Annotated in this window: 19 protein-coding genes and 1 pseudogene; 14 read left to right on the plus strand and 6 right to left on the minus strand. The window is 70.1% G+C overall.

From position 1 onward, the window contains the following. Nucleotides 1-15: 15 nt before the first annotated feature. Nucleotides 16-1,329, minus strand: coding sequence for a UDP-glucose dehydrogenase family protein (locus QM714_RS14440; RefSeq protein ID WP_415101757.1), 1,314 nt, complete (start codon nt 1,327-1,329; stop codon nt 16-18). Between the two features lie 131 nt (nt 1,330-1,460). Between QM714_RS14440 and QM714_RS14445 the strand changes: the two genes are divergently transcribed. After that, complete coding sequence (locus tag QM714_RS14445) at nt 1,461-2,390, plus strand: class I SAM-dependent methyltransferase (RefSeq protein ID WP_415101759.1); 930 nt, start codon at nt 1,461-1,463, stop codon at nt 2,388-2,390. Nucleotides 2,391-2,435: 45 nt separating this feature from the next. Here QM714_RS14445 and QM714_RS14450 read toward each other — a convergent pair whose 3' ends face one another. Then, nucleotides 2,436-3,578: a MalY/PatB family protein gene (locus tag QM714_RS14450; RefSeq protein WP_415101761.1), complete on the minus strand. Its 1,143-nt coding sequence runs from the start codon at nt 3,576-3,578 to the stop codon at nt 2,436-2,438. 35 nt (nt 3,579-3,613) lie between these two features. Further along, nucleotides 3,614-5,707 (minus strand): FAD-dependent oxidoreductase, encoded by a 2,094-nt coding sequence (locus tag QM714_RS14455; protein ID WP_415101763.1) that lies wholly within the window; start codon nt 5,705-5,707, stop codon nt 3,614-3,616. A gap of 116 nt (nt 5,708-5,823) precedes the next feature. Between QM714_RS14455 and QM714_RS14460 the strand changes: the two genes are divergently transcribed. From QM714_RS14460 to QM714_RS14485, 6 genes are all read left to right on the plus strand, one after another. Then, on the plus strand, nt 5,824-6,705 hold the full coding sequence (locus tag QM714_RS14460) for an ABC transporter substrate-binding protein (protein ID WP_415101765.1): 882 nt from the start codon (nt 5,824-5,826) through the stop codon (nt 6,703-6,705). Between the two features lie 9 nt (nt 6,706-6,714). Beyond that, nucleotides 6,715-7,569, plus strand: coding sequence for an amino acid ABC transporter permease (locus tag QM714_RS14465; RefSeq protein WP_415101767.1), 855 nt, complete (start codon nt 6,715-6,717; stop codon nt 7,567-7,569). Then, nucleotides 7,566-8,306, plus strand: coding sequence for an amino acid ABC transporter ATP-binding protein (locus tag QM714_RS14470; RefSeq protein ID WP_415101769.1), 741 nt, complete (start codon nt 7,566-7,568; stop codon nt 8,304-8,306). The genes QM714_RS14465 and QM714_RS14470 overlap by 4 nt, the downstream gene beginning before the upstream one ends. Nucleotides 8,307-8,425: 119 nt before the next feature. Continuing rightward, nucleotides 8,426-8,854, plus strand: coding sequence for a pyridoxamine 5'-phosphate oxidase family protein (locus QM714_RS14475; protein WP_415101771.1), 429 nt, complete (start codon nt 8,426-8,428; stop codon nt 8,852-8,854). A gap of 28 nt (nt 8,855-8,882) precedes the next feature. Next, nucleotides 8,883-9,617, plus strand: a complete 735-nt coding sequence (locus QM714_RS14480; protein ID WP_415101773.1) for a glutamine amidotransferase — start codon at nt 8,883-8,885, stop codon at nt 9,615-9,617. Between the two features lie 28 nt (nt 9,618-9,645). Further along, nucleotides 9,646-11,100 carry a flavin-containing monooxygenase gene (locus QM714_RS14485; protein ID WP_415101775.1) on the plus strand — a complete coding sequence of 485 codons (1,455 nt, stop codon included), beginning with the start codon at nt 9,646-9,648 and terminating at the stop codon, nt 11,098-11,100. Nucleotides 11,101-11,222: 122 nt separating this feature from the next. Here QM714_RS14485 and QM714_RS14490 read toward each other — a convergent pair whose 3' ends face one another. Continuing rightward, nucleotides 11,223-11,963, minus strand: coding sequence for a LamG-like jellyroll fold domain-containing protein (locus QM714_RS14490; RefSeq protein WP_415101777.1), 741 nt, complete (start codon nt 11,961-11,963; stop codon nt 11,223-11,225). A gap of 223 nt (nt 11,964-12,186) precedes the next feature. Here QM714_RS14490 and QM714_RS14495 point away from each other — a divergent pair, with 223 nt between their 5' ends. From QM714_RS14495 to QM714_RS14515, 5 genes are all read left to right on the plus strand, one after another. Continuing rightward, nucleotides 12,187-13,398: an acetyl-CoA C-acetyltransferase gene (locus tag QM714_RS14495; RefSeq protein WP_415101779.1), complete on the plus strand. Its 1,212-nt coding sequence runs from the start codon at nt 12,187-12,189 to the stop codon at nt 13,396-13,398. Between the two features lie 56 nt (nt 13,399-13,454). Continuing rightward, a complete protein-coding gene (locus QM714_RS14500; RefSeq protein WP_415101781.1) occupies nt 13,455-15,680 on the plus strand; it encodes a 3-hydroxyacyl-CoA dehydrogenase NAD-binding domain-containing protein in 2,226 nt (741 codons plus the stop codon). 61 nt (nt 15,681-15,741) lie between these two features. Next, a complete protein-coding gene (locus QM714_RS14505; RefSeq protein WP_415101783.1) occupies nt 15,742-16,461 on the plus strand; it encodes an ABC transporter ATP-binding protein in 720 nt (239 codons plus the stop codon). 6 nt (nt 16,462-16,467) lie between these two features. Further along, the gene (locus QM714_RS14510) at nt 16,468-18,279 is read left to right on the plus strand and encodes a hypothetical protein (RefSeq protein WP_415101785.1); all 1,812 of its coding nucleotides are present in this window, start codon (nt 16,468-16,470) and stop codon (nt 18,277-18,279) included. Between the two features lie 312 nt (nt 18,280-18,591). Beyond that, complete coding sequence (locus QM714_RS14515) at nt 18,592-19,260, plus strand: histidine phosphatase family protein (RefSeq protein ID WP_415101787.1); 669 nt, start codon at nt 18,592-18,594, stop codon at nt 19,258-19,260. 31 nt (nt 19,261-19,291) lie between these two features. Here the strand turns inward: QM714_RS14515 and QM714_RS14520 are convergent, their stop codons facing one another. Beyond that, complete coding sequence (locus QM714_RS14520) at nt 19,292-20,725, minus strand: rhodanese-like domain-containing protein (protein ID WP_415101789.1); 1,434 nt, start codon at nt 20,723-20,725, stop codon at nt 19,292-19,294. Between the two features lie 81 nt (nt 20,726-20,806). Between QM714_RS14520 and QM714_RS14525 the strand changes: the two genes are divergently transcribed. After that, a complete protein-coding gene (locus QM714_RS14525; protein ID WP_415101791.1) occupies nt 20,807-22,144 on the plus strand; it encodes an FAD/NAD(P)-binding protein in 1,338 nt (445 codons plus the stop codon). 35 nt (nt 22,145-22,179) lie between these two features. Here QM714_RS14525 and QM714_RS14530 read toward each other — a convergent pair whose 3' ends face one another. Next, nucleotides 22,180-22,854 carry an RDD family protein gene (locus QM714_RS14530; RefSeq protein WP_415101793.1) on the minus strand — a complete coding sequence of 225 codons (675 nt, stop codon included), beginning with the start codon at nt 22,852-22,854 and terminating at the stop codon, nt 22,180-22,182. A 213-nt stretch (nt 22,855-23,067) separates the two neighbouring features. Here QM714_RS14530 and QM714_RS14535 point away from each other — a divergent pair. Beyond that, a pseudogene (locus QM714_RS14535) lies at nt 23,068-23,145 on the plus strand (TetR family transcriptional regulator); the annotation flags it as partial. Between the last annotated feature and the right edge of the window lie 26 nt (nt 23,146-23,171).

Raw genomic sequence — 23,171 nt, forward strand, 5'->3', positions numbered from 1 at the left:
GGTCGGGATCGGAGGCTAGCGGCGCCCGAAGCCGTGCACTGTCCAGCCGGCATCGCGCCACGCGGCGAAGTCCAGCACGTTGCGGCCGTCGAGCAGCATCGGCCGGCGCACGACCGCGGTCACCTGGTCGATGTCGAGATCGCGGAACTCCTGCCACTCGGTGAGATGCAGCACCAGATCGGCGTCGCGGGCGGCGTCCAACGCCGAGGCGGCGTAGGCCAGGGTGGGGAAGGTATGCCGCGCCGAGTCGCTGGCCCGCGGGTCGTAGACCGTGATCTCGGCACCCCGCAGATGAAGCTGACCTGCGATCCAGAGGGCGGGTGAGTCGCGGACGTCGTCGCTCTCGGGTTTGAAGGCCGCCCCCCAGACGCCGACCCGACGTCCGGTCGGCCGGCCATCGAGCAGCTCGACGGCCGTGGTGACCAGATGCGCGCGCCGCCGCTGGTTGATCTCGTCGACCTGTCGGAGGAAGGACATCGCGTCGTCGACCCCGAGTTCGCCGGCGCGGTGCACGAAGGCGCGGATGTCCTTCGGCAGACAACCGCCGCCGAAGCCGATGCCGGCGTTGAGGAACGACCGGCCGATGCGGGGGTCGTAGCCCATCGCATCGGCTAGGTCGGTGACGTCGGCGCCCGACGCGTCGCAGACCTCGGCGATGGCGTTGATGAAGGAGATCTTGGTGGCGAGGAAGGCGTTGGCGGAGACCTTCGCGAGCTCGGCGGTGGCGAAGTCGGTCACCACGACCGGTGTTCCGGCATCGATGGCGGCGCTGTAGAAGCCGCGCAGGATCTTCTCGCTCCGCTCCGAGTCCACACCGAGCACCAGTCGGTCGGGCCGCAGCGTGTCCGCGACGCCGTACCCCTCCCGCAGGAACTCGGGGTTCCAGGCCAGCTCCGTCCCCGCCGACACCGGTGCGAGAGCGGCCAACCGCTCGGCCAGCCGGGTCGCAGTCCCCACCGGAACCGTGGACTTGCCGACCAGCAGCGTCGGACGGCGCAGATGCGGGGCGAGCGCCTCGGTGGCCGCGAACACGGCCGACAGGTCGGCCCCGAGGCCGATCGCGGCCTGCGGTGTGCCGACACACAGGAAGTGGAGGTCGCCGAACTCGCCGGCCTCGGCGAACGAGTCGGTGAAGCGCAGCCGCCCGGAGGCGACGTGGCGACCGAGCAGCTCCTCGAGGCCCGGCTCGTGGAATGGGACGCGTCCGTCGGTCAAGGTCGCGCGCTTGGTGTCGTCGATCTCGACACCGAGCACGTCGTGCCCCAGCTCGGCCATGCACGCGGCATGGGTGGCCCCGAGATATCCACAACCGATGACGGTGATGCGCATCCGTGGAGCCTAACCACCCGTCGCTGGCCGTCTGTCGTTGGGAAACCGGTTCGGCACGCTCCAGGTTCGCTCGGCTCCACTAGGCTGGCTGCGTTGGACGTCGACTCGGGAAGACTCGGGAGGGCTCGAGGTTGAAGGACCGCCTGGCCAGGCTTGGACTGCCAGCGGCCGCCGTGTTGTCGATCGCGACCGCGGTCCTGGCCGCGACTGGTCATCTGGCCGCCGCGGTAGCCGTGCTCGGGGTCGCCCTTGCCGTCGCCCTGGTGGGCCTCCATCTGCGGCTTTCGGTGATGACCCGGGAGCAGCGTGCGCGTTCGACGCGGATGCAGAAGGCGCTCGCGGACCACGACGCTACGGCACGCCGGCAGACCGGCGTGGTCCGAGCGGACATCGCAGCCGCACGGGTGCACCTCGACACGTTGCCCTCCGACGTCGTCTATCTGCAGCGACTGGTCGACGCGGTCACCTCGGACGACCGGCCGTTGCCGGCGCTCGGTCACTGGGCGGTCACGACCCGCTCGGTGCTGGCAATCGCCGAGGAGATCCGGCGGCTCGGTCGTCCGGTCACCATTCTCGACCTGGGCTCGGGAAGCTCGACGGTGCTGGCTGCGCTGGTGGTGCGGGCCCGCGGCTTCGGAGGTCAGGTGTGGGCCCTCGATGCCGACCCCGCCTTCGCCGAGGAGACCCGCGGCTACCTCCACGGTCACGGAGTGGACGAGTTCGCCACGGTGCTCGATGCGCCGCTGATAGACGTCGACCTCCCCGACGGCAGCACGGCGTTGTGGTACGACCTGGCGGGCCTGCCCGACATTGGTCCGGTCGACATCTTGTTCGTCGACGGCCCGATCGGTGCGATCGCGTCCCAGGCGCGCTATCCCGCCTTCCCGCTGCTCGCCGATCGGCTCCCAGAGGGCGCCTTGGTGGTCCTCGACGACACCGACCGCGCCGACGAGCGGGCGATCGTCCGACGGTGGCTGGACGTGGAGGCCTCCGGGCGCCGGCTGGAGAAGGTCCGTGTGCAGGGGCGCGCCACCTTGATGCGCGTTCGCTCCGCATCCTGAGGGGCCAAGTTCCGCACCCTGAGCCCGGGCCGAACTCGGGAGAGGTTAGGCAGGCAGGGTGCGGGCCATCCGGGTGACGATCTCGGTGAGCCGGGCGGGGGAGGTGGCGATATTGAGGCGGATGTGGCCGGGCAGGCCCGGATGGTAGTCGTGGCCTGGGTTGACCCAGACCCGGCCCTTGTCGAGCAGCGCGGCGGCCGGGTCGTCGTAGCCGTAGGCGCGCAGGTCGATCCAGGCCAGATAGGTCGCCTCGAGTGGTCGCATTCGCGCCTCGGGGAGGTGCTCGGCTAGCAGCTGGGCGAGGAGGGTGCGCTGCTGGTCCAACCGCGTGATCAGGGCGGCGAGCCAGTTGTCGCCGTGGGTGTACGCCGCGACGCTCGCGGTCACGCCGAGCGAGGACCAGGAGTCGTTGCGGGCATAGGGGATGTCGAGCAGTCGGTCGCGAGTAGCGGGATCGGCAGTCACGATCTGGGCGCACTTGAGCCCCGCGATGTTGAACGCCTTGGAGGCCGCCACCAGGGCGACGGCATGGTCCGCGGTGCCCTCGATGGAGAGGTAGGGCACCTGCTCGGCGCCGGGCAGCACCAGCGGGGCGTGGATCTCGTCGGAGATCACCCGGGCTCGGTGGCGGACCACCACGTCACGCACGCCTTCCAGCTCGGCTCGGGTGAACGCGCGTCCCCAGGGATTGTGCGGTTGAGTCAGCAGCAGGGTGCGGGCTCCGTCGGCGAACAGCCGGTCGAGGCGATCCAGGTCGAGGCCGGCGTGCTGGGCGTCGGGGTCGAGGACCAGGTCGGCTCGCTGGCGACCGGTGATCTCGGCGATCCGCAGCTGCGGGTGGTAGGCGGGCACCGGCATCACCATCGGTCCTGGTGAGCTGAGCACATCCAGGGCGACCCGCACACCCGCGGTCACGTCGACGACGGGCAACACCTGGTCGGGGTCGACCTGGTGGCCGAACTGACGATCCGCGAAGGCGGCATAGGCCTCGCCGAGCGGGCCACCGCCGTCGAAGGCCGGGTAGCCGGTCCGTCCGGCTCGGACGGCATCGAGCAGTGCCTCGCTGATCGGTGGGGCCAGGGCGTAGTCCATCTCAGCCACCCAGGCCGGGATCACGTCGGGATCGGCCATCCCCCACTTCGCCGGCAGGGCGCGGCGGGCTTCTGAGTCGGTGAGATCGCGGATCACCGGCTCAGCGTAGACGCGGGGCAGCGAGCGATGACTCAGAGGGCGGCGGCGACCCGAGTGCCCTGCTCGATGGCGCGCTTGGCGTCCAGCTCGGCAGCGACGTCGGCGCCACCGATGAGGTGCAGGCGCGGGCCGGCTCCGGCTGGTCGAGGATCGCCGGCTGCGGTGGCGCCCACGACGTCGACCAGCTCGTCGTACACCCCCCGCACCGGCTCCTGCCCGGCGCAGACGACCACCTGGTCGACCTCGAGCAAGCGGGAGGTGCCGTCCACCGTGACCCAAAGGCCGGCGTCGTCGATCCGGTCGTAGGAGGCGCCACTGACCAGCCGCACCCCGCTCTGCTTGAGCACGGCTCGGTGCGCCCAGCCGGAGGTCTTGCCGAGACCGATCCCGATCGGCGTCTCCTTGCGCTGCAGCAGGGTGACCTCGCGCGCCGCCACCCGCGGCTTGGCCTCGGTCAGACCGCCGCGATGCAGGGATGGGTCGGTGACGCCCCAGTGCGACCTCCACTCCTCGAGGGTTTCCGGCTCGTGGGTCAAGAAGACCGAGACGTCGACACCGATGCCGCCGGCGCCGATCACCGCGACCCGGCGTCCAGGGACGACGCTGCCGTTCAGCACCTGGGCGTACGACGCCACGCTGGGGTGGTCGATCCCCTCGACGACCGGGGTCCGCGGGCGCACGCCCGTGGCGACCACGACTTCGTCGAAGGCGACCAACTCGTCCGCAGAGGGGGCGGTGTCGAGCCGGACCTCGACCTTGAGGACCTCGAGCCGCCGGGAGAAATAGCGCAGCGTGTCGGCGAAGTCCTCCTTGCCAGGGACACGCATGGCGAGCCGGAACTGGCCGCCGATCGAGGAGGCGCGCTCGAAGAGGGTCACCGCGAAGCCACGTTCGGCGGCCGAGGTTGCCGCGGCGAGGCCGGCCGGCCCGGCGCCCACGACCGCCACGGTCCGGCGGGTCCGGGTCGGTGTCAACACCAGCGTGGTCTCGCGGCAGGCGCGCGGGTTGACCAGACAGGAGGCGCGCTGGTTGGCGAAGACGTGGTCCAGGCAGGCCTGGTTGCACGCGATGCAGGTGTTGATCTCGTCGGCTCGGCCGGTCGCCGCCTTGTCCACGAACGCGGGGTCGGCCAGCAACGGCCGTGCCATCGAGACCAGGTCGGCACTGCCCTCGGCGAGGATCTGCTCGGCCAGCTCCGGCGTGTTGATCCGGTTGGAGGCGCAGACCGGCACCGAGACGGCCTTCTTCAGCCGCGCCGTCGCCGACACCCAGGCCCCCCGCGGCACTTGCGTGATGATGGTCGGCACCCGGGCCTCGTGCCAGCCGATGCCGGTGTTGAGCACGCTGACACCGCTCTCCTCCAACAGCGCGGCCAGCTCGAGGGTCTCCTCCCAGGTCTGGCCGCCCTCGACCAGGTCCAGCAGCGAGATCCGGTAGATGATCGGGAAGTCGTCGCCGACCAGGGCGCGGCAGCGGCGAACGATCTCGACGGGGAAACGCATCCGGTTCGTCGCCGAGCCACCCCAGCTGTCGGTCCGATCGTTGGTGCGCGCGGTGAGGAACTGGTTGATCAGGTATCCCTCGGAGCCCATGATCTCGACCGCGTCGTAGCCGGCCTTCCGGGCCAGTGCCACCGAGTCCGCGAAGGCGGTCGCGGTCTCGTCGACTCCCTTCGTCGACAGTGCTGACGGCTTGAACGGCGTGATCGGCGATTTCATCGTGGACGCCCCGACGCTCAGCGGGTGGTAGCCGTAGCGTCCCGCGTGCAACACCTGGAGCGCGATCGCGCCGTCTGCCTCGTGGACGGCATCGGTCAGGGCACGGTGTCGCATCGCCTGCAGTCGATGGGTCATCTCGGAGGCGAACGGCTTGAGCCAACCGCGTTTGGTCGGGGCGTAGCCGCCGGTGATCATCAGGCCGACACCGCCTCGAGCACGCTCGACGAAGTACGCCGTCAGCTTGGGCAGGTCCCAGGCCCGATCCTCCAGGCCGGTGTGCATCGACCCCATCACGACCCGGTTGCGCAGGGTCAGCGACCCGATCGTCAGCGGGGAGAGCAGGTGGGAGTACGGCGCCTGGGTGGATTCCCGGTCGATGGTGGAGTCGACGGTGGACTGGTGGCTCATCGGTTCGCTCCCCTGCCTCGGGCGCCCTCGGCGCGCCGCGCGTCGGCTCACCCTACGAGATCATCAGGACGCGAGCCGGTGCCACCCCAGCCGCCCGGCGGGCCTACGATGCGGGCATGCATCTGCGTCTGCGCGCCCTGTTCCTCGCCACCCCGCTGCTGATGGCGGCCGTGGCGTGCGCACCCGTCGACGACTCCTCGTCCAAAGCCTCCGACTCGGCGGGTGGCCCCTCTCCTTCGGCCGATGCCTGCACGCCGGACTCGATGCAGACCCTCACACCGGGGGCGCTGACCATCGGCACCGACTCGCCGGCCTACGACCCGTGGTTCAAGAACAACGACCCGAGCAACGGCAAGGGTTTCGAGTCGGCCGTGGCCTACGCCGTTGCCGACCAGCTCGGCTTCGCCCGCGATCAGGTGACCTGGGTGAAGGTGCCGTTCAACAGCTCCTACAAGCCGGGCGACAAGAACTTCGACTTCGACATCAACCAGATCTCGATCACGCCGGCCCGGGCGAAGGTGGTCGACTTCTCAGACGGCTATTACGCCGCCTCCCAGGCCGTCATCGCCCTCGACGACAGCCCCGCGGCCAGCGCCACCAGCCTGGCCGACCTCAAGGGGCTCAGGTTGGGGGCGCAGACCGGCACCACCTCGCTGTCCGCGATCCGCGACGTGATCCAGCCGGACACCGAGCCGCTGGTGTTCCCCAACACCAACGCCGCGAAGCAGGCACTGATGAACGACCAGGTCGACGCGATCCTGGCCGACCTGCCGACCGCGTTCTACATCGTCGCGGTGGAGATCCCGAAGGCCTCGATCATCGGCCAGTTCCAGGCGGAGAGCGGTGAGCAGGAGGAGTTCGGGATGCTCTTCGCGAAGGGCTCGCCGCTGGTGCCGTGCGTCAACCAGGCACTGCAGGCGCTCAAGGACGACGGCACGCTCGACCAAATCGAGCAGCGCTGGCTGTCCGACACCGTGGACGTGCCCGTCCTGCAGTAGCCCCCGAGGATGCCCGACCTGTGGCAGCCCAGCGCCCGTGAGCTGGAGCGCCGAGAGACCCGCCGCAGCATGTCGCGGCGGTCGCTGCTGATCGCTTCTGTCGCCGTCGTCGTCTTCTTCGGCGCGGTGATCCTGGCCGTGGTCAGCTCGCCCGGCTGGCCCACCGTGCGCGACACCTTCTTCTCCGTCGAGCACGCGAAGGCGTCGTTCCCCGAGATCTGGAAGGGGTTCTGGCGCTACAACGTGATCATCTTCTTGATCGCCGAGCCACTCATCTTGGTCTTGGCGCTCGCGGTCGCGCTCGCCCGACAGGCCCGTGCACCATGGCTGACGCCGCTCCGGATCATCGCCGTCGTCTACACCGACCTGTTCCGTGGCATCCCCACCCTGCTGCTGGTGATGCTGTTCGCCTTCGGGATGCCGGCGCTACAGCTGCAGGGGGTGCCGAACAGTGGACTGTTCTGGTCGATCGTCGCTCTGGTGTTGTCGTACGGCGCCTACGTCGCCGAGGTCTTCCGCTCCGGCATCGAGTCGATCCATCCCTCCCAGGTCGCCAGTGCCGAGGCACTCGGCCTCAGCCGCGGCCAGGCCATGCGACACGTGGTCGTCCCGCAGGCCGTGCGCCGCGTCGTACCCCCTCTGCTCAACGACTTCGTCTCGCTGCAGAAGGACACTGCCCTGGTGTTCGTGGTCGGGGTGCTCGACGGCGTCTGGGCGGCGCAGGACTACGGCAACTACAACTTCAACTACACCCCGATGGTCGTCGTCGCGGCGTTCTTCGTCGTGCTCACCATCCCGCTGGCGCGGCTCACCGACTGGCTGCAACGTCGGATGGCCGAGCGGGAGCGGGCGGGGGCGCGATGAGCGAGCCCGTGCTGGAGGTGAGCAACCTCCGCAAGTCCTACGCCGACCGCGTGGTGCTGGCCGACATCGACCTGACCGTGTTGCGAGGTGACGTGATCTGCCTGATCGGCTCGTCGGGGTCGGGCAAGTCGACCCTGCTGCGCTGTGTGAACCTGCTGGAGGAGATCGACGACGGCGTCATCTGCTTCCAGGGTCAGGAGGTCTCCGATCCGCGGGTCAACCGGCGCGAGGTGCGCGGCCGGCTGGGCATGGTGTTCCAGTCCTACAACCTCTTCCCGCACCTGACCGTGCTCGACAACATCACCCTCGCGCCCCGCAAGGTGCACGGCGTGGCCCGTGCGAAGGCCGAGTCGCGTGCGCGCGAGCTGTTGGAGCGGATCGGGCTCGCCGAGAAGGCCACCGCGCATCCCGACCGGCTCTCGGGGGGTCAGCAGCAGCGGGTGGCGCTGGCCCGGGCGCTGGCGACCGAGCCCGCCTTGCTCCTGCTCGACGAGATCACTGCCGCCTTGGACCCCGAGCTGGTCGGCGAGGTGCTCGCCATCGTGCGCGACCTCGCCGCGGACGGGACGACCATGGTGCTGGCCACCCACGAGATGAGCTTTGCCCGGGAGATCGCCACCCAGGTGTGCTTCCTCGACGGCGGTCGCATCCTCGAGCGGGGCGAGCCGGAGCGGATCTTCACCGCGCCGGAGGAGGAGCGGACCCGCCAGTTCCTGCGCCGGGTGCTCCCCACCTGATCCTGCCCGGTGTGACCCAGGCGACCGGTGGCCGGACCCGAGGTGTCGGGCGGGGACTCGGGGTCGTAGATTTCCCGTAGGACCCCTGACGATCGCGGGGGACGACGAGGGGAGGGGCGATGAGTGAGGAAGACCCCGTCCACGTGCTGTCGACCGAGGAGTGCTGGGAGCTGATCCGAGCCAAGGAGTTCGGACGCCTGGGCTTCCACCTCGCCGAGCAGGTGCACATCGCACCGGTGAACTACGCCATCGACGAGGACACCCTGCTGTTCCGGACCGCGGAGGGCTCCAAGTTGCTGGCGGTGGTGATGAACCCCGATGTCGCGTTCGAGGTCGACGACTACACCGAGGAGTCGGCGTGGAGCGTCATCGTCCGTGGCACCGCTCGCAAGCTCGACGAGGACGAGGAGCATCGCGCGGAGAACGTGCCGTTGCGGCCGTGGGTGCCGACGCTGAAGTACAACGTCGTCGAGATCACGCCCACCGAGATCTCCGGCCGCCGGTTCGATCTGAGCCGGCCCTGGTTGCACATCACGCCACAGGACTGACCGCTCCCGGCGGCCGACCCAGACCAGCGTGAAGCCCTTCTTGTTCCTCGGCACGCGCGCCGAGGACGAGGCCGCGGACAACGAGTACGCCGCGTTCCTCCACTACTGCGGCCTCGACGAGGCGAGCCTCGAGCGGCGTCGTCTCGAGGCGGGTCCGCTCGGCGAGGTCGACCTGTCGTCGTACTCCGGGCTCATCTTGGGCGGTGGCCCGTTCAACGTCAGCGATCCCGGCGACGAGAAGTCGTCCACCCAGCGGCGGGTGGAGGCCGAGTTGAACGCCCTGGCCCGCCGGGTGGTCGCCGCGGACGCCCCGTTCCTCGGCGCCTGCTACGGGGTCGGCACGCTGGGAGTGCTCGAGGGCGGCCTGGTGGATCGGACGTACGGCGAGCCGGTCGGCCGCGCGGTGATCCGGTTGACCGAGGCGGGCCGCGCCGATCCCGTCCTCGGTGGTCTGACCGACGAGTTCGAGGCCTTTCTCGGCCACAAGGAGGCGGTCACCCGCCTCCCCGACGGCGCGGTGCTGCTGGCCACGGGTGAGCGCTGCCCGGTGCAGGCGTTCCGGATCGGCCAGCACGTCTACGCCACCCAGTTCCACCCGGAGCTGGACGTCGACGGGCTGTGCACCCGCATCGACGCCTACCGCGACTACGGCTACTTCCCGCCCGGCGAGGCGGCCTCTCTCAAGGAGATGGCGCGGGCCTCGTCGGTGACCCAGCCGGAGCGGATTCTGGGCGCGTTCGTGGAGCGCTACCGGCGCCCATAGCGGTGGCACCACCGGCTAGTGTCGCAGCATGAGTCATGCTCCGGTCGAGCACCTCGATGTCCTCATCGTGGGAGCCGGACTGTCGGGGATCGGCGCGGCCGCAACCCTGGTCCGCGAGCACCCCGAAAAGTCCTACGCGCTCGTGGAGGCCCGCTCGGCTAGCGGGGGGACGTGGGACCTGTTCCGCTATCCCGGCGTCCGCTCGGACTCCGACATGTACACCCTGGGCTACCGGTTCAAGCCTTGGCCGGGCCAGCAGGCACTGGCCGACGGCCCGTCGATCCTGGCCTACGTCCGCGAGACCGCCGCGGAGTACGGCGTCGACCGGCACATCCGATACGAGCATCGGGTGACGGCGGCCGACTGGGATTCAGCCGAGGCGCGCTGGACGGTGACCGTGCAGCACGGCGACCAGACCGTCGAGATGACCTGCAGCCTGTTGTGGGTGTGCAGCGGCTACTACGACTACGCGGCCGGCCACCGGCCGCACTTCCCCGGGGAGGAGAGCTTCGGCGGCGCCCTGATCCACCCTCAGCACTGGCCAGAGGGGCTCGACTACACCGGCAAGCGGGTGGTCGTGATCGGCTCCGGAGCGACGGCGGTCACTCTGGTCCCCGCGATGGCGCCTGCCGCCGCCCACGTGACGATGCTGCAGCGCACGCCGTCGTACGTCTTGTCGGTGCCGCAGGTCGACCCGGTCGCCGCGCAGCTGGGCCGGCGGCTCTCAGCCCAGCGCTCCTACGACCTGGTCCGTTGGAAGAGCATCCTGGTGGCCATCGGTCTCTACCAGTTCTCCCGCAAGGCGCCGGGCACGCTGCGTCGGCTGTTGCGGCTCGGGACGCAGAAGGCCCTGCCCGAGGGGTACGACGTCGCCACCCACTTCACGCCCCCCTACGATCCGTGGGACCAGCGGATGTGCTTCGTCCCGGACGGCGATCTGTTCAAGGTGCTCTCCGATGGCAGCGCCGAGGTCGTCACGGACACCGTCGAGACCTTCACGCCGACCGGGATCCGACTGGCGTCGGGGCGCGAGCTGGAGGCAGACGTCGTGGTGGCCGCGACCGGGCTGTGCCTGCTCGCCTTCGGCGGTGCGGTGCTCTCGGTCGACGGCGCGGAGGTGAGGCTGCCGGAGACGATGGCCTACAAGGCGTTGATGCTCGCCGGCGTGCCCAACCTCGTCTACACCGTCGGCTACACCAACGCCTCCTGGACGCTGAAGGCCGACCTGGTCGCCGACTTCGTCGCGCGCCTGCTGAGCTTTCTCGACGAGCACGGCTACCGCACCGTGGTGCCGATGCCGGACGACACCGTCGCCGAGCGCCCTTTCATGGATCTGGAGTCCGGCTATGTGCTCCGTTCGCTGGATCACCTCCCCAAGCAGGGCGACCGCGCTCCCTGGCTGCTGAAGCAGAACTACCTCGCCGACCGCCGGCTGATCCGCCGGGGCTCACTGACCGACGGCGTGCTGCACTACGGGTCCTGAGCCGGCGCCAGCGATGGGCTGCGGGTGAGCAGACCCGACAACCCCGCAGCAGAAGCCAAGCAATGCCAGAGGGATCGGTCGCCCGAGCAGCCGATCCCTATGACGTCCGTGGCCGACGGGGCTCAGCCGCGGCTGATCTTCACGTAGTCGATCATCCCCGAGTAGTAGTCGCAGGTGGTCTCGACCTGGTCGCAGTTGATCTTGCCGCCGATGGTCATCGGGATGTTGTTGTCGATGACCCCGGACTGACCGTTCTTGCGGTTGTTGTTGACGCCGTCGACCCAGATGGTGACGCGGTTGGGCTCACGCACGCACTTGATGGTGTGCCACTGGTTGTCGTTGAGCGCGATCTTCGACTGGGTCGCGACGCGACCGGCCGAGCCCTTGAACAAACAGGACGGCTTGCCCCCGGGGTTCTGGATCTTCCACTGTCCACCCTTGCTGGCGGACTGACCCTTCTGAGTGATGTTGCCGAACTTGTTCTTGGTCCGGTAGCGGATCTCGACGGTGAACGTGTCGGATCCTGGGTCGAGCCGGGCGTTGTCAGGGATCTGGATGACCCGCTCGGGTGACGCCGGCGGCTGGGTCGGTGAGCGCTGCGCCCACAGATAGCCAACCGCACCGTCGAAGCTGACCCCGGTGTCGAGCCCGTCCTGGTTGATCGATGCGGACAGGCCATGGCCGGACGAGTCCGCCATGGTCGTCGCACCGTCGGCTTCGTTCATCTGGTAGTCGGCCTCGACCGTCGGCGCCAACGCCTTCTTCGCCGACACGGCGGCGAACCCGGACGACGGCGCGATCAGGAGAGAGAGGGCCAGCGAGACGGAGGCCAAGCCCATGGTCTTGGGAATGCGGCTATGCATGGTGACAGTCCCCCACGAAATGTCATGCGCCCCGCCGGAAACCCCACGTTAGGGCGGTGACGATCCCCTGATTGAACCGTGATCGGCGCCGAGATTAAAGACCCGGTCGGAACTTTTTGCACTTCGAGGGTCGCGCCGCACCCCTGGCGCGACCATGGCCAGGGCCGTGACAGGATCGATCTGGCCGGCTGACCACCGCCAGCCCACACCGACAGGACGTGTCATGGCAGAAGCACTCATCTACGACCATCTTCGGACACCACGCGGGCGGGGCAAGACCTCCGGAGCGCTGCACGAGGTCAAGCCGATCGATCTGGTGGTCGGCCTGCTGGCGGAGGTACGACGTCGCAACCCGGGTCTGGACCCGGAGCGGGTGGACGATGTCGTGCTCGGCGTGGTCACCCCGATCGGTGACCAGGGCGCCGACATCGCCAAGACGGCGGCGCTCGCAGCGGGCTACCCCGAGACAGTGGCGGGCGTCCAGCTCAACCGCTTCTGCGCCTCAGGGCTGGAGGCCGTCAATCAGGCGGCCGCGCGGGTGCGCAGTGGCTTCGAAGACCTCATCATCGCCGGTGGCGTCGAGTCGATGAGTCGGGTGCCGATGGGCAGCGACGGTGGTGCTTGGGCGATGGACCCGGCCACGGCGCTCGCTGTCGGTTTCGTGCCGCAGGGCATCGGGGCCGACCTGATCGCGACTCTGGAGGGCTTCTCGCGCACGGACGTCGACACGTTCGCCGCGGAGTCGCACCATCGCGCCGCGAAGGCGTGGGCCAACGGCTACTTCGCCCACTCCGTGGTGCCGGTGCGCGACCGCAACGGGTTGACGGTCCTCGACCACGACGAGCTGGTGCGCCCGGACACCTCGGTGGAGGGTCTCGCCGCCCTCAAGCCGTCGTTCGCCCAGATCGGTCGGGACGCAGGCTTCGACGACGTGGCCTTGGAGAAATACCACTGGGTCGAGCGGATCGACCATGTCCACCACGCCGGCAACTCCTCGGGCGTCGTCGACGGATCCGCTCTGATGCTGATCGGCTCGGAGGAGGTGGGCGCGGAGCTCGGTCTCACCCCCCGCGCGCGGGTGGTGGCCACGGCGGTCTCCGGCGCGGACCCGACCATCATGCTCACCGGCCCCGCCCCGGCCTCGCGCAAGGCGCTGGCCAAGGCCGGGCTCGAGGTCGGCGACATCGACCTGTTCGAGATCAACGAGGCCTTCGCCGCTGTCGCGATGCGGTTCATGCAGGATCTGGGCATCTCGCCCGAGATCACCAATGTCAACGGCGGCGCCATCGCGATGGGGCACCCTCTCGGCGCGACCGGTGCGATCATCCTCGGCACCCTGGTCGACGAGCTCGAGCGCCGCGACCTGCGCCGTGGTCTGGCAACGCTCTGTGTTGGCGGCGGCATGGGTATCGCCACCATCGTCGAGCGCGTCTGACCGCGCCCCGACCGACCACCGCAACCACGCGACGTACCCCACCCGAGAGACTAGAGATGACCACCATCACCGAGACCGCCGTCCGCTACGACCGGGACGCCGACGGCATCGTCACGCTCACCCTCGACGACCCGACCGCGACCGCGAACACCATGACCGAGCTCTATGCCTCCTCGATGGCGGCAGCGGTCGAGCGGCTGCACGACGAGGTCGACGACGTCGTCGGCGTGGTGGTTGCGAGCGCGAAGAAGACGTTCTTCGCCGGCGGCAATCTCACCATGATGGTCCAGGCGCGCCCCGAGGACGCGGAACGACTCTTCGAGATGGTCGAGGGCATCAAGGCCACCCTGCGCCGGCTCGAGCTCTACCCCCGACCGGTTGTCGCGGCCGTCAACGGCGCGGCGCTGGGTGGTGGCTTCGAGATCTGCCTGGTCTGCAACCACCGCGTGCTGGTCGACGACGCGCGGGTCGAGGTCGGCCTGCCCGAGTCGACGCTGGGCCTCCTCCCCGGTGGTGGCGGCGTGACCCGCATCGTTCGACTCCTCGGCCTGCAGTCCGGGTTGATGGACGTGCTGTTGCCCGGGACTCGCTTCAAGCCCGCCCAGGCTCTGGACAAGCGGCTCGTCGACGAGCTGGTGGCCAGCCGAGACGACCTGGTCCCCGCCGCGAAGGCGTGGATCCTGGAGCACCGCGACGACCCCGATGCCGCGAAGAACCCGTGGGACCGGACCGGCTACCGGATGCCGGGCGGCACCCCGCAGTCGCCGAAGCTGGCGCAGTTCCTGCCGGCCTTCCCGGCGCTGCTGCGCAAGCAGCTCAAGGGTGCCCACTACCCCGCCCAGGAGGCGATCTTGTCGGCGGCGGTCGAGGGCGCCCAGGTCGACGTGGACACCGCGTCTCGGATCGAGTCGCGCTACCTGACCTCGCTGATCACTGGTCAGAACTCCAAGAACATGATCCAGGCCTTCTTCTTCGACCTCCAGGCGATCAACTCGGGATCACTGCGGCCGCAGGGCATCCCGCCCACCCGAGCGACCAGGGTAGGCGTCCTCGGTGCCGGGATGATGGGCGCCGGCATCGCCTACTCGTGTGCGCGAGCCGGCATGCAGGTCGTGTTGAAGGACGTCTCGGCCGAGAACGCCGGGCGGGGCAAGGCCTACTCCGCCGGCCTGCTCGACAAGGCGATCGCCCGCGGCCGCTCGACCGAGGAGAAGAAGGCCGAACTGCTCGCCCGGATCACCCCGACGGCCGACCCTGCCGACCTGGCCGGCTGCGACCTGGTCGTCGAAGCCGTCTTCGAGGACCCCGCGTTGAAGAAGCAGGTGTTCGCCGAGATCGCCGGGCACGTCAAGGCCGACGCCCTGCTGTGCTCCAACACCTCGACGCTGCCGATCACCGAGCTCGCCACCGGCGTGGACCGGCCGGCGGACTTCATCGGGCTGCACTTCTTCAGCCCGGTCGACAAGATGCCGCTGGTCGAGATCATCACCGGTGCGGAGACCTCCGAGGCCGCGCTGGCCAAGGCCTACGACGTCGTCCAGCAGATCCGCAAGACCCCGATCGTGGTCAACGACTCCCGCGGCTTCTACACCTCGCGGGTGATCTCGACGATGGTCAACGAAGGTCTGGCCATGCTTGCCGAGGGCGTTGCGCCGATGTCGTTGGAGCGCGCGGCGACCCAGGTCGGCTATCCGGTCGGGCCGCTGCAGCTGACCGACGAGCTCAACATGGAGCTGTTCGCCAAGATCGAGAAGGCCACCGCTGCGGCCGCCGAGCGGGACGGCACGGCGTACTCCCCCCATCCGGGCACCGCCGTGGTGCACCGGATGATCGAGCTCGGCCGGCCCTCGCGGCTCGAGGGCGCCGGCTTCTACGAGTACGACGACGCGGGGCGCCGCAGCCGCCTCTGGCCCGGGCTCGCCGAGGCGTTCCCCGTGGCCGAGGAGCCGATGCCGTTCGAGGATGTGCAGGAGCGGATGCTCTTCGCCGAGGCGCTGGAGACGGCGAAGTGCTTCGAGGAGGGCGTGATCACCTCCGCGGCCGCGGCCAACATCGGCTCGATCATGGGCATCGGCTTCCCACCCCGCACCGGTGGTGCCGCCCAGTTCATGATCGGCTATCAGGCCGCGGACGGTCGGATCGGGTTGGCGGCCTTCCTCGACCGCGCCGACGAGCTGGCGGATCGCTATGGCGAGCGGTTCCGGCCGACGCCGTACCTCCGCGAGCTCGCTGTCGCCGGGAGTCCTTCCCTGTCTGAACGGTGCGGCCACGGGCCGATGTGATCTGCGGCGGGATTGGCGCATTCCTCTGACAGGCGCGGGCCGCTCGGCAAGACTTGAGCAGGTGATCACCCCGGAAAGCGCCCCCGTCGTCGACGTCCGCGAGCTGCACGTGCGGTTCGGGCAGGTCGAGGCCGTGTCCGGGGTCGACCTGGAGGCGTTCGCCGGCCAGGCCAGCGCGTTGCTCGGCCGCAACGGCGCGGGGAAGTCCACCACCATGCGGGTGCTCGCCGGTGTCGTCCCGCCGACGGCCGGGCTGGTGACCGTGGCCGGCCTCGACATCCGCCAGCACACCCTCGCCGTCAAGCAGATCACCGGCTACTGCCCCGACGTCGGCGGACTGATCCCCCGGGCCACGCCCTGGGAGCATCTCCAGCTCGCGGCGCGGTTGCGTCGGATGACCGGCTGGGAGGACCGCGGCCGCGACCTGTTGGAGCGCTTCGAGCTCGGCGACGTCGCCCACCGGGTGACCGCCGGCTTCTCGCACGGCATGGGACGCCGGTTGTCGGTGATCCTGGCGGCCTTCCACCAACCGTGGGTGCTGCTGCTCGACGAGCCCTTCGACGGGGTCGACCCGATCGGCGTCGAAGCGACCTTCGACGTGATCGCCGACGCTCGCGCCCGCGGCGCCGCCGTGCTCGTCTCCACCCATCTGCGCGAGCTCGCCATCGAGGCCTGCAACACCGCTCTCGTCCTGCGCGGCGGCGAGCGTGTCGCGACGGTCACCGCTGGCGAGATGGCCGGCGACGAGGGCGCCCGTGCCTACCGGGCCCTCCTCGACTGAGTCGTCATGAGCATGATTCCCACCGATCCCGCACCGAGCGCTGCCGTGCCCGGTGGTCTCGAGTCGAGCACTCCGGCCCACCGTGCGACACCTGACTGGTCCCTGCGTGGCGCTGCGCCGATCCGCGCGTGGAGCCCGGCGGCGGTGCGGCGTGCGGTGACCGACGTCCGCCATCTGCTGTGGTTCCGCTCGGCGTCGGTCCGACGCAAGGCGGGAATCCGGTGGGCGCTGGGGATCTTCTGCGCCGTCACTACGGCGGTCGCGTTCGTGCCCGCCTATGTCGACGGCGCAGGCGGGATCGAGAACGGCGGGCAGGCGTTGAACTTCCTGCTCCTGCTCCCCACGGCGCTCGCCGGGCTGCTCCTGTTGGCGGTGATCTCCTCGGTGGCCTCCGGCGGTGGCCGCGAGCTGCTGTCGCGCGACCACGGCGTCGCCTATCCGGTGAGCGCCACCACCGACCACCTGGGTGCGCTGCTGCTCGCCCCACTGAACATCGCCTGGGTGCTGCAGGCCTGGACGCTGCTGGGTCTCGCCGCCTATGCGCTGGGTCCGCAGGGTCTGGTCGGCGCCCAGGTGATCACGATCGGCTGGATCGTCGCGGCCACGGCCCTGGGTCAGGCGCTGGCCTGGACGGTGGAGGCGATCCGCCGGACCCGCAACGGCGTCCTCGTCGTGCGGTTGATGGGTGTCGGTGCCGCTGCGGCCGCTGTCGTCGTACAGCTCACCGGTCATGTCGGTGACGTGCTCGACGAGCTGCCCACGGTGTACGTCGTGCGCGGCATGACCGCGACCTCCGAGGGACGCTGGTGGTACTACACCGCCACGGTGGCCGCGATGCTCGCCATCGCACTGGTCGCCATCGGCATCGGCGCGGTGCCCGCACATCTGGCCGCGCGCAAGGCGCCGCGCGACGAGATCCGCGCCGAGACCGGCTCGCGGCAGGCTCGGCGCGAGCCTCGCTCCGACCTGATCGCGCTGATCCGGATGGACCGGGCCTCGGTGTGGCGATCGGTGCCCATGCGGCGCGGACTGCTGGTGCTGGCGGTCGGTCCCGGACTGGTCGCCCTGGCGGGCAACCTGACCTGGAGCCAGATGACGATCCTGCCGGGGCTGGTCGCCTCGGGCGGGGCGCTGCTCTTCGGCGTCAACGCCTGGGTCCTCGACGGCCGCGGGATGCTGTGGCGCGAGAGCCTGCCGGTGTCCGCCTCCACGGTGTTCACAGCGCGGGTCGCAGTGCTGGTCGAGTGGCTGGTCGTCGCCTCGGGGATCACCGTGGTGCTCGGCTCACTGCGCGCGGGGACGCCGGCGCTGCACGAGCTCACCGCCATGCTCGCCACCCTGGCTGTGGTGATCGCCCAGGTGGTCGGTGGCGCGATGCGCTGGTCGCTCCAGCGGCCGTTCTCCGTCGACATGCGCTCGGCTCGGGCCACCCCGGCGCCGCCGCTGGTGATGGTCGGCTACTCCGCCCGGCTCGCGCTGAGCACCACCTTGACCTCGTTGGTCTTCTCCGGGCTCGCGAAGCTTCCCGCTCTGGAACCTCTCCCTGGTCGTCGCCGTCCCGTTCTTGATCTGGTCGCTGGTCCGCCTCAGCTGGGCGCGCCGCACCTGGCTCGACCCGTTCGAGCGGGCCCGGGTCACCATGACCGTCGCCGCCTGAGGTCGCTAAGCCGTGGGGCGCACACCACGGTGGGATCGCGCGTTGGCGGGTTGCTGGTCGGGTGGTGGTGGCGACCGACAAGGCAGTTTCCGCTCGGTGAGCGCCGCTCGTGGTCGGGATCGCCGGCCGGGTTGCTGGTCACCTTGGGTTGCGACCGATAGGGCAGCGACGCTGGGTGAGCGCCGCCCTGCGTCGTGGTTGCTGGCCGGGTTGCTGGTGCTGCCCGGCTTCTCGCGTGCAGCCGGGCGTCTGCTGCGGTCTTCTTGCGTCTCCCGCGGTCCTATGGTGGCAAAGTGCCTCGTATACCGGGCACTCAGCCACTACAGCACCGCGGCAGACGGGGCGGCATGCAGTTTCGGAGCAATCGATGCACCCATCTGCCGAGATGCCGGTAGCTGCGCTGTCGGTCGCAACCTCCGACGCCCAGCACCCGGCAACGGCGCCCCTCCACGGACCCAGGCTAGGGTACGCATGTGGGCACGTTGCTGCTGGTCCGGCACGGACAGGCATCCTTCGGTGCCACGGACTACGACGTGTTGTCGGACACCGGGGCCGAGCAGGCCCGGTTGCTGGGCCGATGGTGGGCGCGATCGGGGGTGACCGCGGACCTGGTGATCCACGGAACGCAGCGACGTCAGCGGGACACCGCCGCGCGGATCGCCGAGGCGGCCGGCTGGTCGACTGCATTGGTCGAGGAGCCGGGCTGGTCGGAGTTCGACTACGAGCACGTGGTGCGGGCGGTGACCCCCGGTCGGCCGCTGCCCACCGAGCACAAGGCGTTCCAGGATCTCTTCGAGGTCGCCCTCGAGCGATGGGTGGCCGGAGGGCATGTCGACGACTACCCCGAGACCTACGCCAGCTTCGTGGGCCGGGTCCACGCCGCGCTCGATCGGGCCCGCACGTCGGCCGATCGTGGCCGCACCGTCGTGGTCGTCTCCTCCGGTGGCCCCATCGCCGCGGTCGCCGCGCACCTGATCGATCCGCTCGCCGACCCGGCAGCGCTGTCACGGGCCTGGCGGCGGCTCAACGTGGTCGTGGTGAACTCGTCGTACTCCCGGATCGGGGTCAGCGTCAACGGCCCCCGTCTGCTCACCTACAACGAGCACTCGCATCTCCCCCCGGCCCTGCTCACCTACCGCTGACCGTCCCGAAGACCGAGAGCACCGAGGTCGCCTACGTCTGGGCGTGGACGCAGCGGTCGGCGGGGCAGTGCTGGCCGGCGCACCAGGGGACGCCGACGGCAGCGGCGAGGGCGACGTCGTCGTCCAACACCACGACGTCGATCCCCTGCCGAGACAGCAGAGTGCCGGCGACGGTCGCACGGAAGCCGCTGGCGCAGTAGAGCCAACTCGGCTCTGCCGATCGGGTGACCGCAGTGGTGAGGTCGTCGAGCTCGTGGGCCGGCACGTGTCGGGCGCCGCGCAGATGACCGGTGTGCCACTCCGACGTCTCCCGGACATCGAGCACGTCGACCGACCGGCCCGTGCCGAGCGCGGCGGCGAGGCCGCCGAAGTCCTCGGTCGTCAAGGCTGCCGCGGCGGTGCGCAGCGGCCCGACGTGGGCGCCCGCGACATGGTCGACCCCGATCCGGGACAGCTCTCGTTGGGCGGCGGCGAGCTGCTGCTCGTCGGCGGCCACCAGCACGACCGGTTCGTCGAGGGGGACCGTCCAACCAGCCCAGGTGGCGATCGGCCCGCGTGCATCGATGCTCACGGTGCCCGGGAGGTGAGCCTTGGCGTAGTCGCTGCGCGGACGCACGTCCAGCACCCAGCAGCCCGCCGCGGCCATCTGCTGCACCGTCGCGGCGGTCAGCCGCGGCGGAGTGCCGAGATCGGCGGCGACGGTGCCGGCGAGATTCCGCTCTCCCATCTCAGCGAAATACGCCGGCACCGGCCCCGACCGTCGCAGCAGATCGGCGACGAAGGCGTCCTCGTCGAGGAGGTACGCCGGATTCACTGTCAGCTGGTCGGCCAGAGTCTCTCCTCCCTCCTCGAGCGCCGGCCCGGCCATGCAGAAGCTGCCGAAGCCGTGGGTGGGCAGCAGTCGCGCACTCCCGGGGAGGAGTCGGGCCAGCCGCCGCACCGTCCAGTACTGCTCGCGCGCCAGCTCCTCGGCCCGCTCGGACCCGAGCAGGTCGGTCCGACCGGTGCCGCCGAGCAACAGTGAGCCGCCGGTGAAGGCGGCGTCGGCGGGCCGGTCCTCGACATGCAGGGAGTAGGCCGTGTGGGTGTCGGTGTGTCCGGGCGCCGGGATCGCGCGCAGGCGAAGCGGGCCGATGTCGATCGGCTCACGCGGGTCGGCGGACTCCGCGCGGAAGCTGACCGGCGCATAACTGGGCACGACATAGCGTGCGCCGAACCGCCTGGCCAGGGCCCAACCGCCGGACAGGTAGTCGTTGTGGATGTGGGTCTCCAGCACCGCGCCCAGCCGCGCCCCGCGCCGCTGCAGCACGTCCTCGACGCGGTCCAGGTCTCGTTGCACGTCCACGGCGACCGCCCATCCGTCCGCGTCGGCGACGTAGGACCGGTCGCCGAGCCCCGGAGTCTCGATGGTGGTCACGTTGAGTGTGCTGGTGTCCGCGGCTGCTGGCCATTCGAGCCTGAGCACTGCGCCTCCCTCTGGTGGGCTCGGAGATCCTTTATTCTGTAAGTAGAGTAACTTACTGCAGAATTATGGAGAGGGATTGCCTTGGATCGGTATGTCGTCGTCGGCGGTGGTGCGTCCGGCGCGCTGGTCGTTGCCCAGCTCGCCCGCCAGGCGCGAGAGCCCGTCGACGTCACCGTGGTCGAGCCGCGCGAGCGACTGGGCCGCGGGATCGCCTACGACACCGAGAACCCGCGCCATCTGCTCAACGTGCCGAGCCGGGCGATGAGCGCGCTGCCCGACCAGCCGGACCACTTCCACCGGTGGGCCGGCGGGTCGTCGGTGGACTTCTGCTCGCGGGCTCGCTACGGCGAATACCTCGAGGCGGTGTTGCGTGAGTCGTGGCGCCGGGCGCCCGAGGGGTCCACCTTCCAGCATCTACGGGACACGGTGACCGGCCTGAGCCGAATGCCCACTGGCGCGATGCGGCTCGTCACCGCGAGTGGCGCCTGGCTGTACGCCGATGGGGTGGTGCTCGCCACCGGACACGGGGAACCGCTCCGGCCGGACTGGCTCGAGCCGGTCGCCGCGGTCGTCGTACCGCCCTGGACGCCGCGCCTGACCGAGCGCATCGGCGGGGAGGGTCAGGTGCTCTGTGTCGGCACCGGGCTGACCGCGGTCGACGTCGCCCTCGAGGTGCTCGCGGCCGACCCGCGGGCCCGAGTGACGGCGGTGTCTCGCCGTGGTCTGGTGCCGGCTGCGCACCGGTTGCCGCTGGCTGCGCCCTGCGAGCTGGATATCGGTCCCGGGCCGGTGCGGCTGCGACCCTTGATCAGGACGCTGCGGTCGGTCGAGGGGGACTGGCGGGCCGTGGTGGATGGTCTGCGACCGTTGACGCCGGAGATCTGGGCCTCCTTCACTCCGGTCGAGCGGCGCTCCTTCGTGACCCATGTCGACCGGTATTGGGAGGCGCACCGGCATCGGATGGCGCCCGAGGTGGCTCGCCGGCTCGAGCACTACCGTCACGCCGGCCGGCTGCGGTTCGTCGCTTGTTGGTCGCCGAGCGCGAGCATGTGGGGTGGGCAGGCGCACGTCCGGCTCGGCGCAGAGCGGTTGCGGGTCGATGCGATCGTCACCTGCTTCGGGCCTGGTCCCGCGCTGACCGGCACCGAGCTCGGCAACGACTTGGAGTCGGCCGGGCTGGCTCGACCGGGTCCGTTCGGACTCGGGGTGGACTGCGATCCACTCACCGGTGCGCTGATCGGCGCCTCTGGCCGCATCGACGACCGAATCGTGACCATCGGACCACTGCGCCGGGGGGTGCTCTGGGAGTCGACGGCCATCGGCGAGATCCGCACCCAGGCATCCGCCGTCGCCGGCCACCTGCTGGCCGCCCGACGAGTTAGACGGTATGGAGTGACGGCGTCACTCCATACCGTCTAACTGCCCATCGGGGCGTCACTAGCGGGAAGGAGCGGTCAGCGGGTGGAGTCGGGCTGGTGGATGACGACGGTGCTGAGGATCTTGTCGGTCAGCGTCTGCTTCTTGTCATCCCACAGCGGCCACAGGTAGTCGAGGTAGCAGAGCTGGTTGATGATCCCGTGCAGGAAGTAGCGGCCGACGCAGGAGCCCACCCCGCTGGGCTGGCCATCACGCTCGCGGACGGTGCGGATCCCTACCTTGCGCTTGCCGTAGGTGTAGCCGGTGCGCCCCTGGTCAAGGATGGTGTTGACGATCATGCGCCACAAGGACAGCGCGATCCCGACGAGTATCAGCACGACCCCGATAGCGATCAGCGCGCCGTTGCCGCCGGTGGTCACGACCGTCCCGTCGCTGGCAGTCGTGGTGTTCATCGAGGAGAGCCCGGCGGCAATGAGCACGTAGCCGACGAGCGTCGGGATCCAGCCGGGCCAGAGATACAGAAGATCCCACAGCCAAGACACCGCCCGGGTGCCCCAGGAGGCGTATCCCGCCCCGGGCACCACACCGTAGGGCGTGCCCATCGGCGGGGCAGCGTAGCCACCAGGGCCGTACGCCGGCGGCGGGGGTCCGTAGCCAGGTGGTGGCGGCGGGGTGCCGTAGTCAGGCGGCGGCGGGTTGACGCCGCCCTCGACCGGCTGGTCGGGGCTGACAGGCGTGTTCGGGTCCGACATCGAATCCCCCTGATCGGTGTGGGCGAGGAGTCCCCACCCTATCCAGCCCCGGCTCCGCTGAATACCGGAGGCGTGGGTCCGGCGGCCGTCGGACCCACCCGCCGAGAAACAGACAGTCTTGACTGTTTGTTCTAGCAGGGACACGATGGCGCGGTGACGACTGCTGTCCGGGTGCCGCAGAGCGAGCGGACGCGAGTGATGCGGGCCCGGCTGATGGACGCGACCGTCGAGCTCTTGGTCGAGCGCGGCTTCGCGGGCACCTCGACGACGTTGGTCTCGGAGCGGGCCGGCGTCTCCCGCGGCGCTCAGCTTCACCA

This window comes from Nocardioides sp. (assembly GCF_047602075.1).
In the GTDB taxonomy this organism is placed as follows: Bacteria; Actinomycetota; Actinomycetes; order Propionibacteriales; family Nocardioidaceae; genus Nocardioides.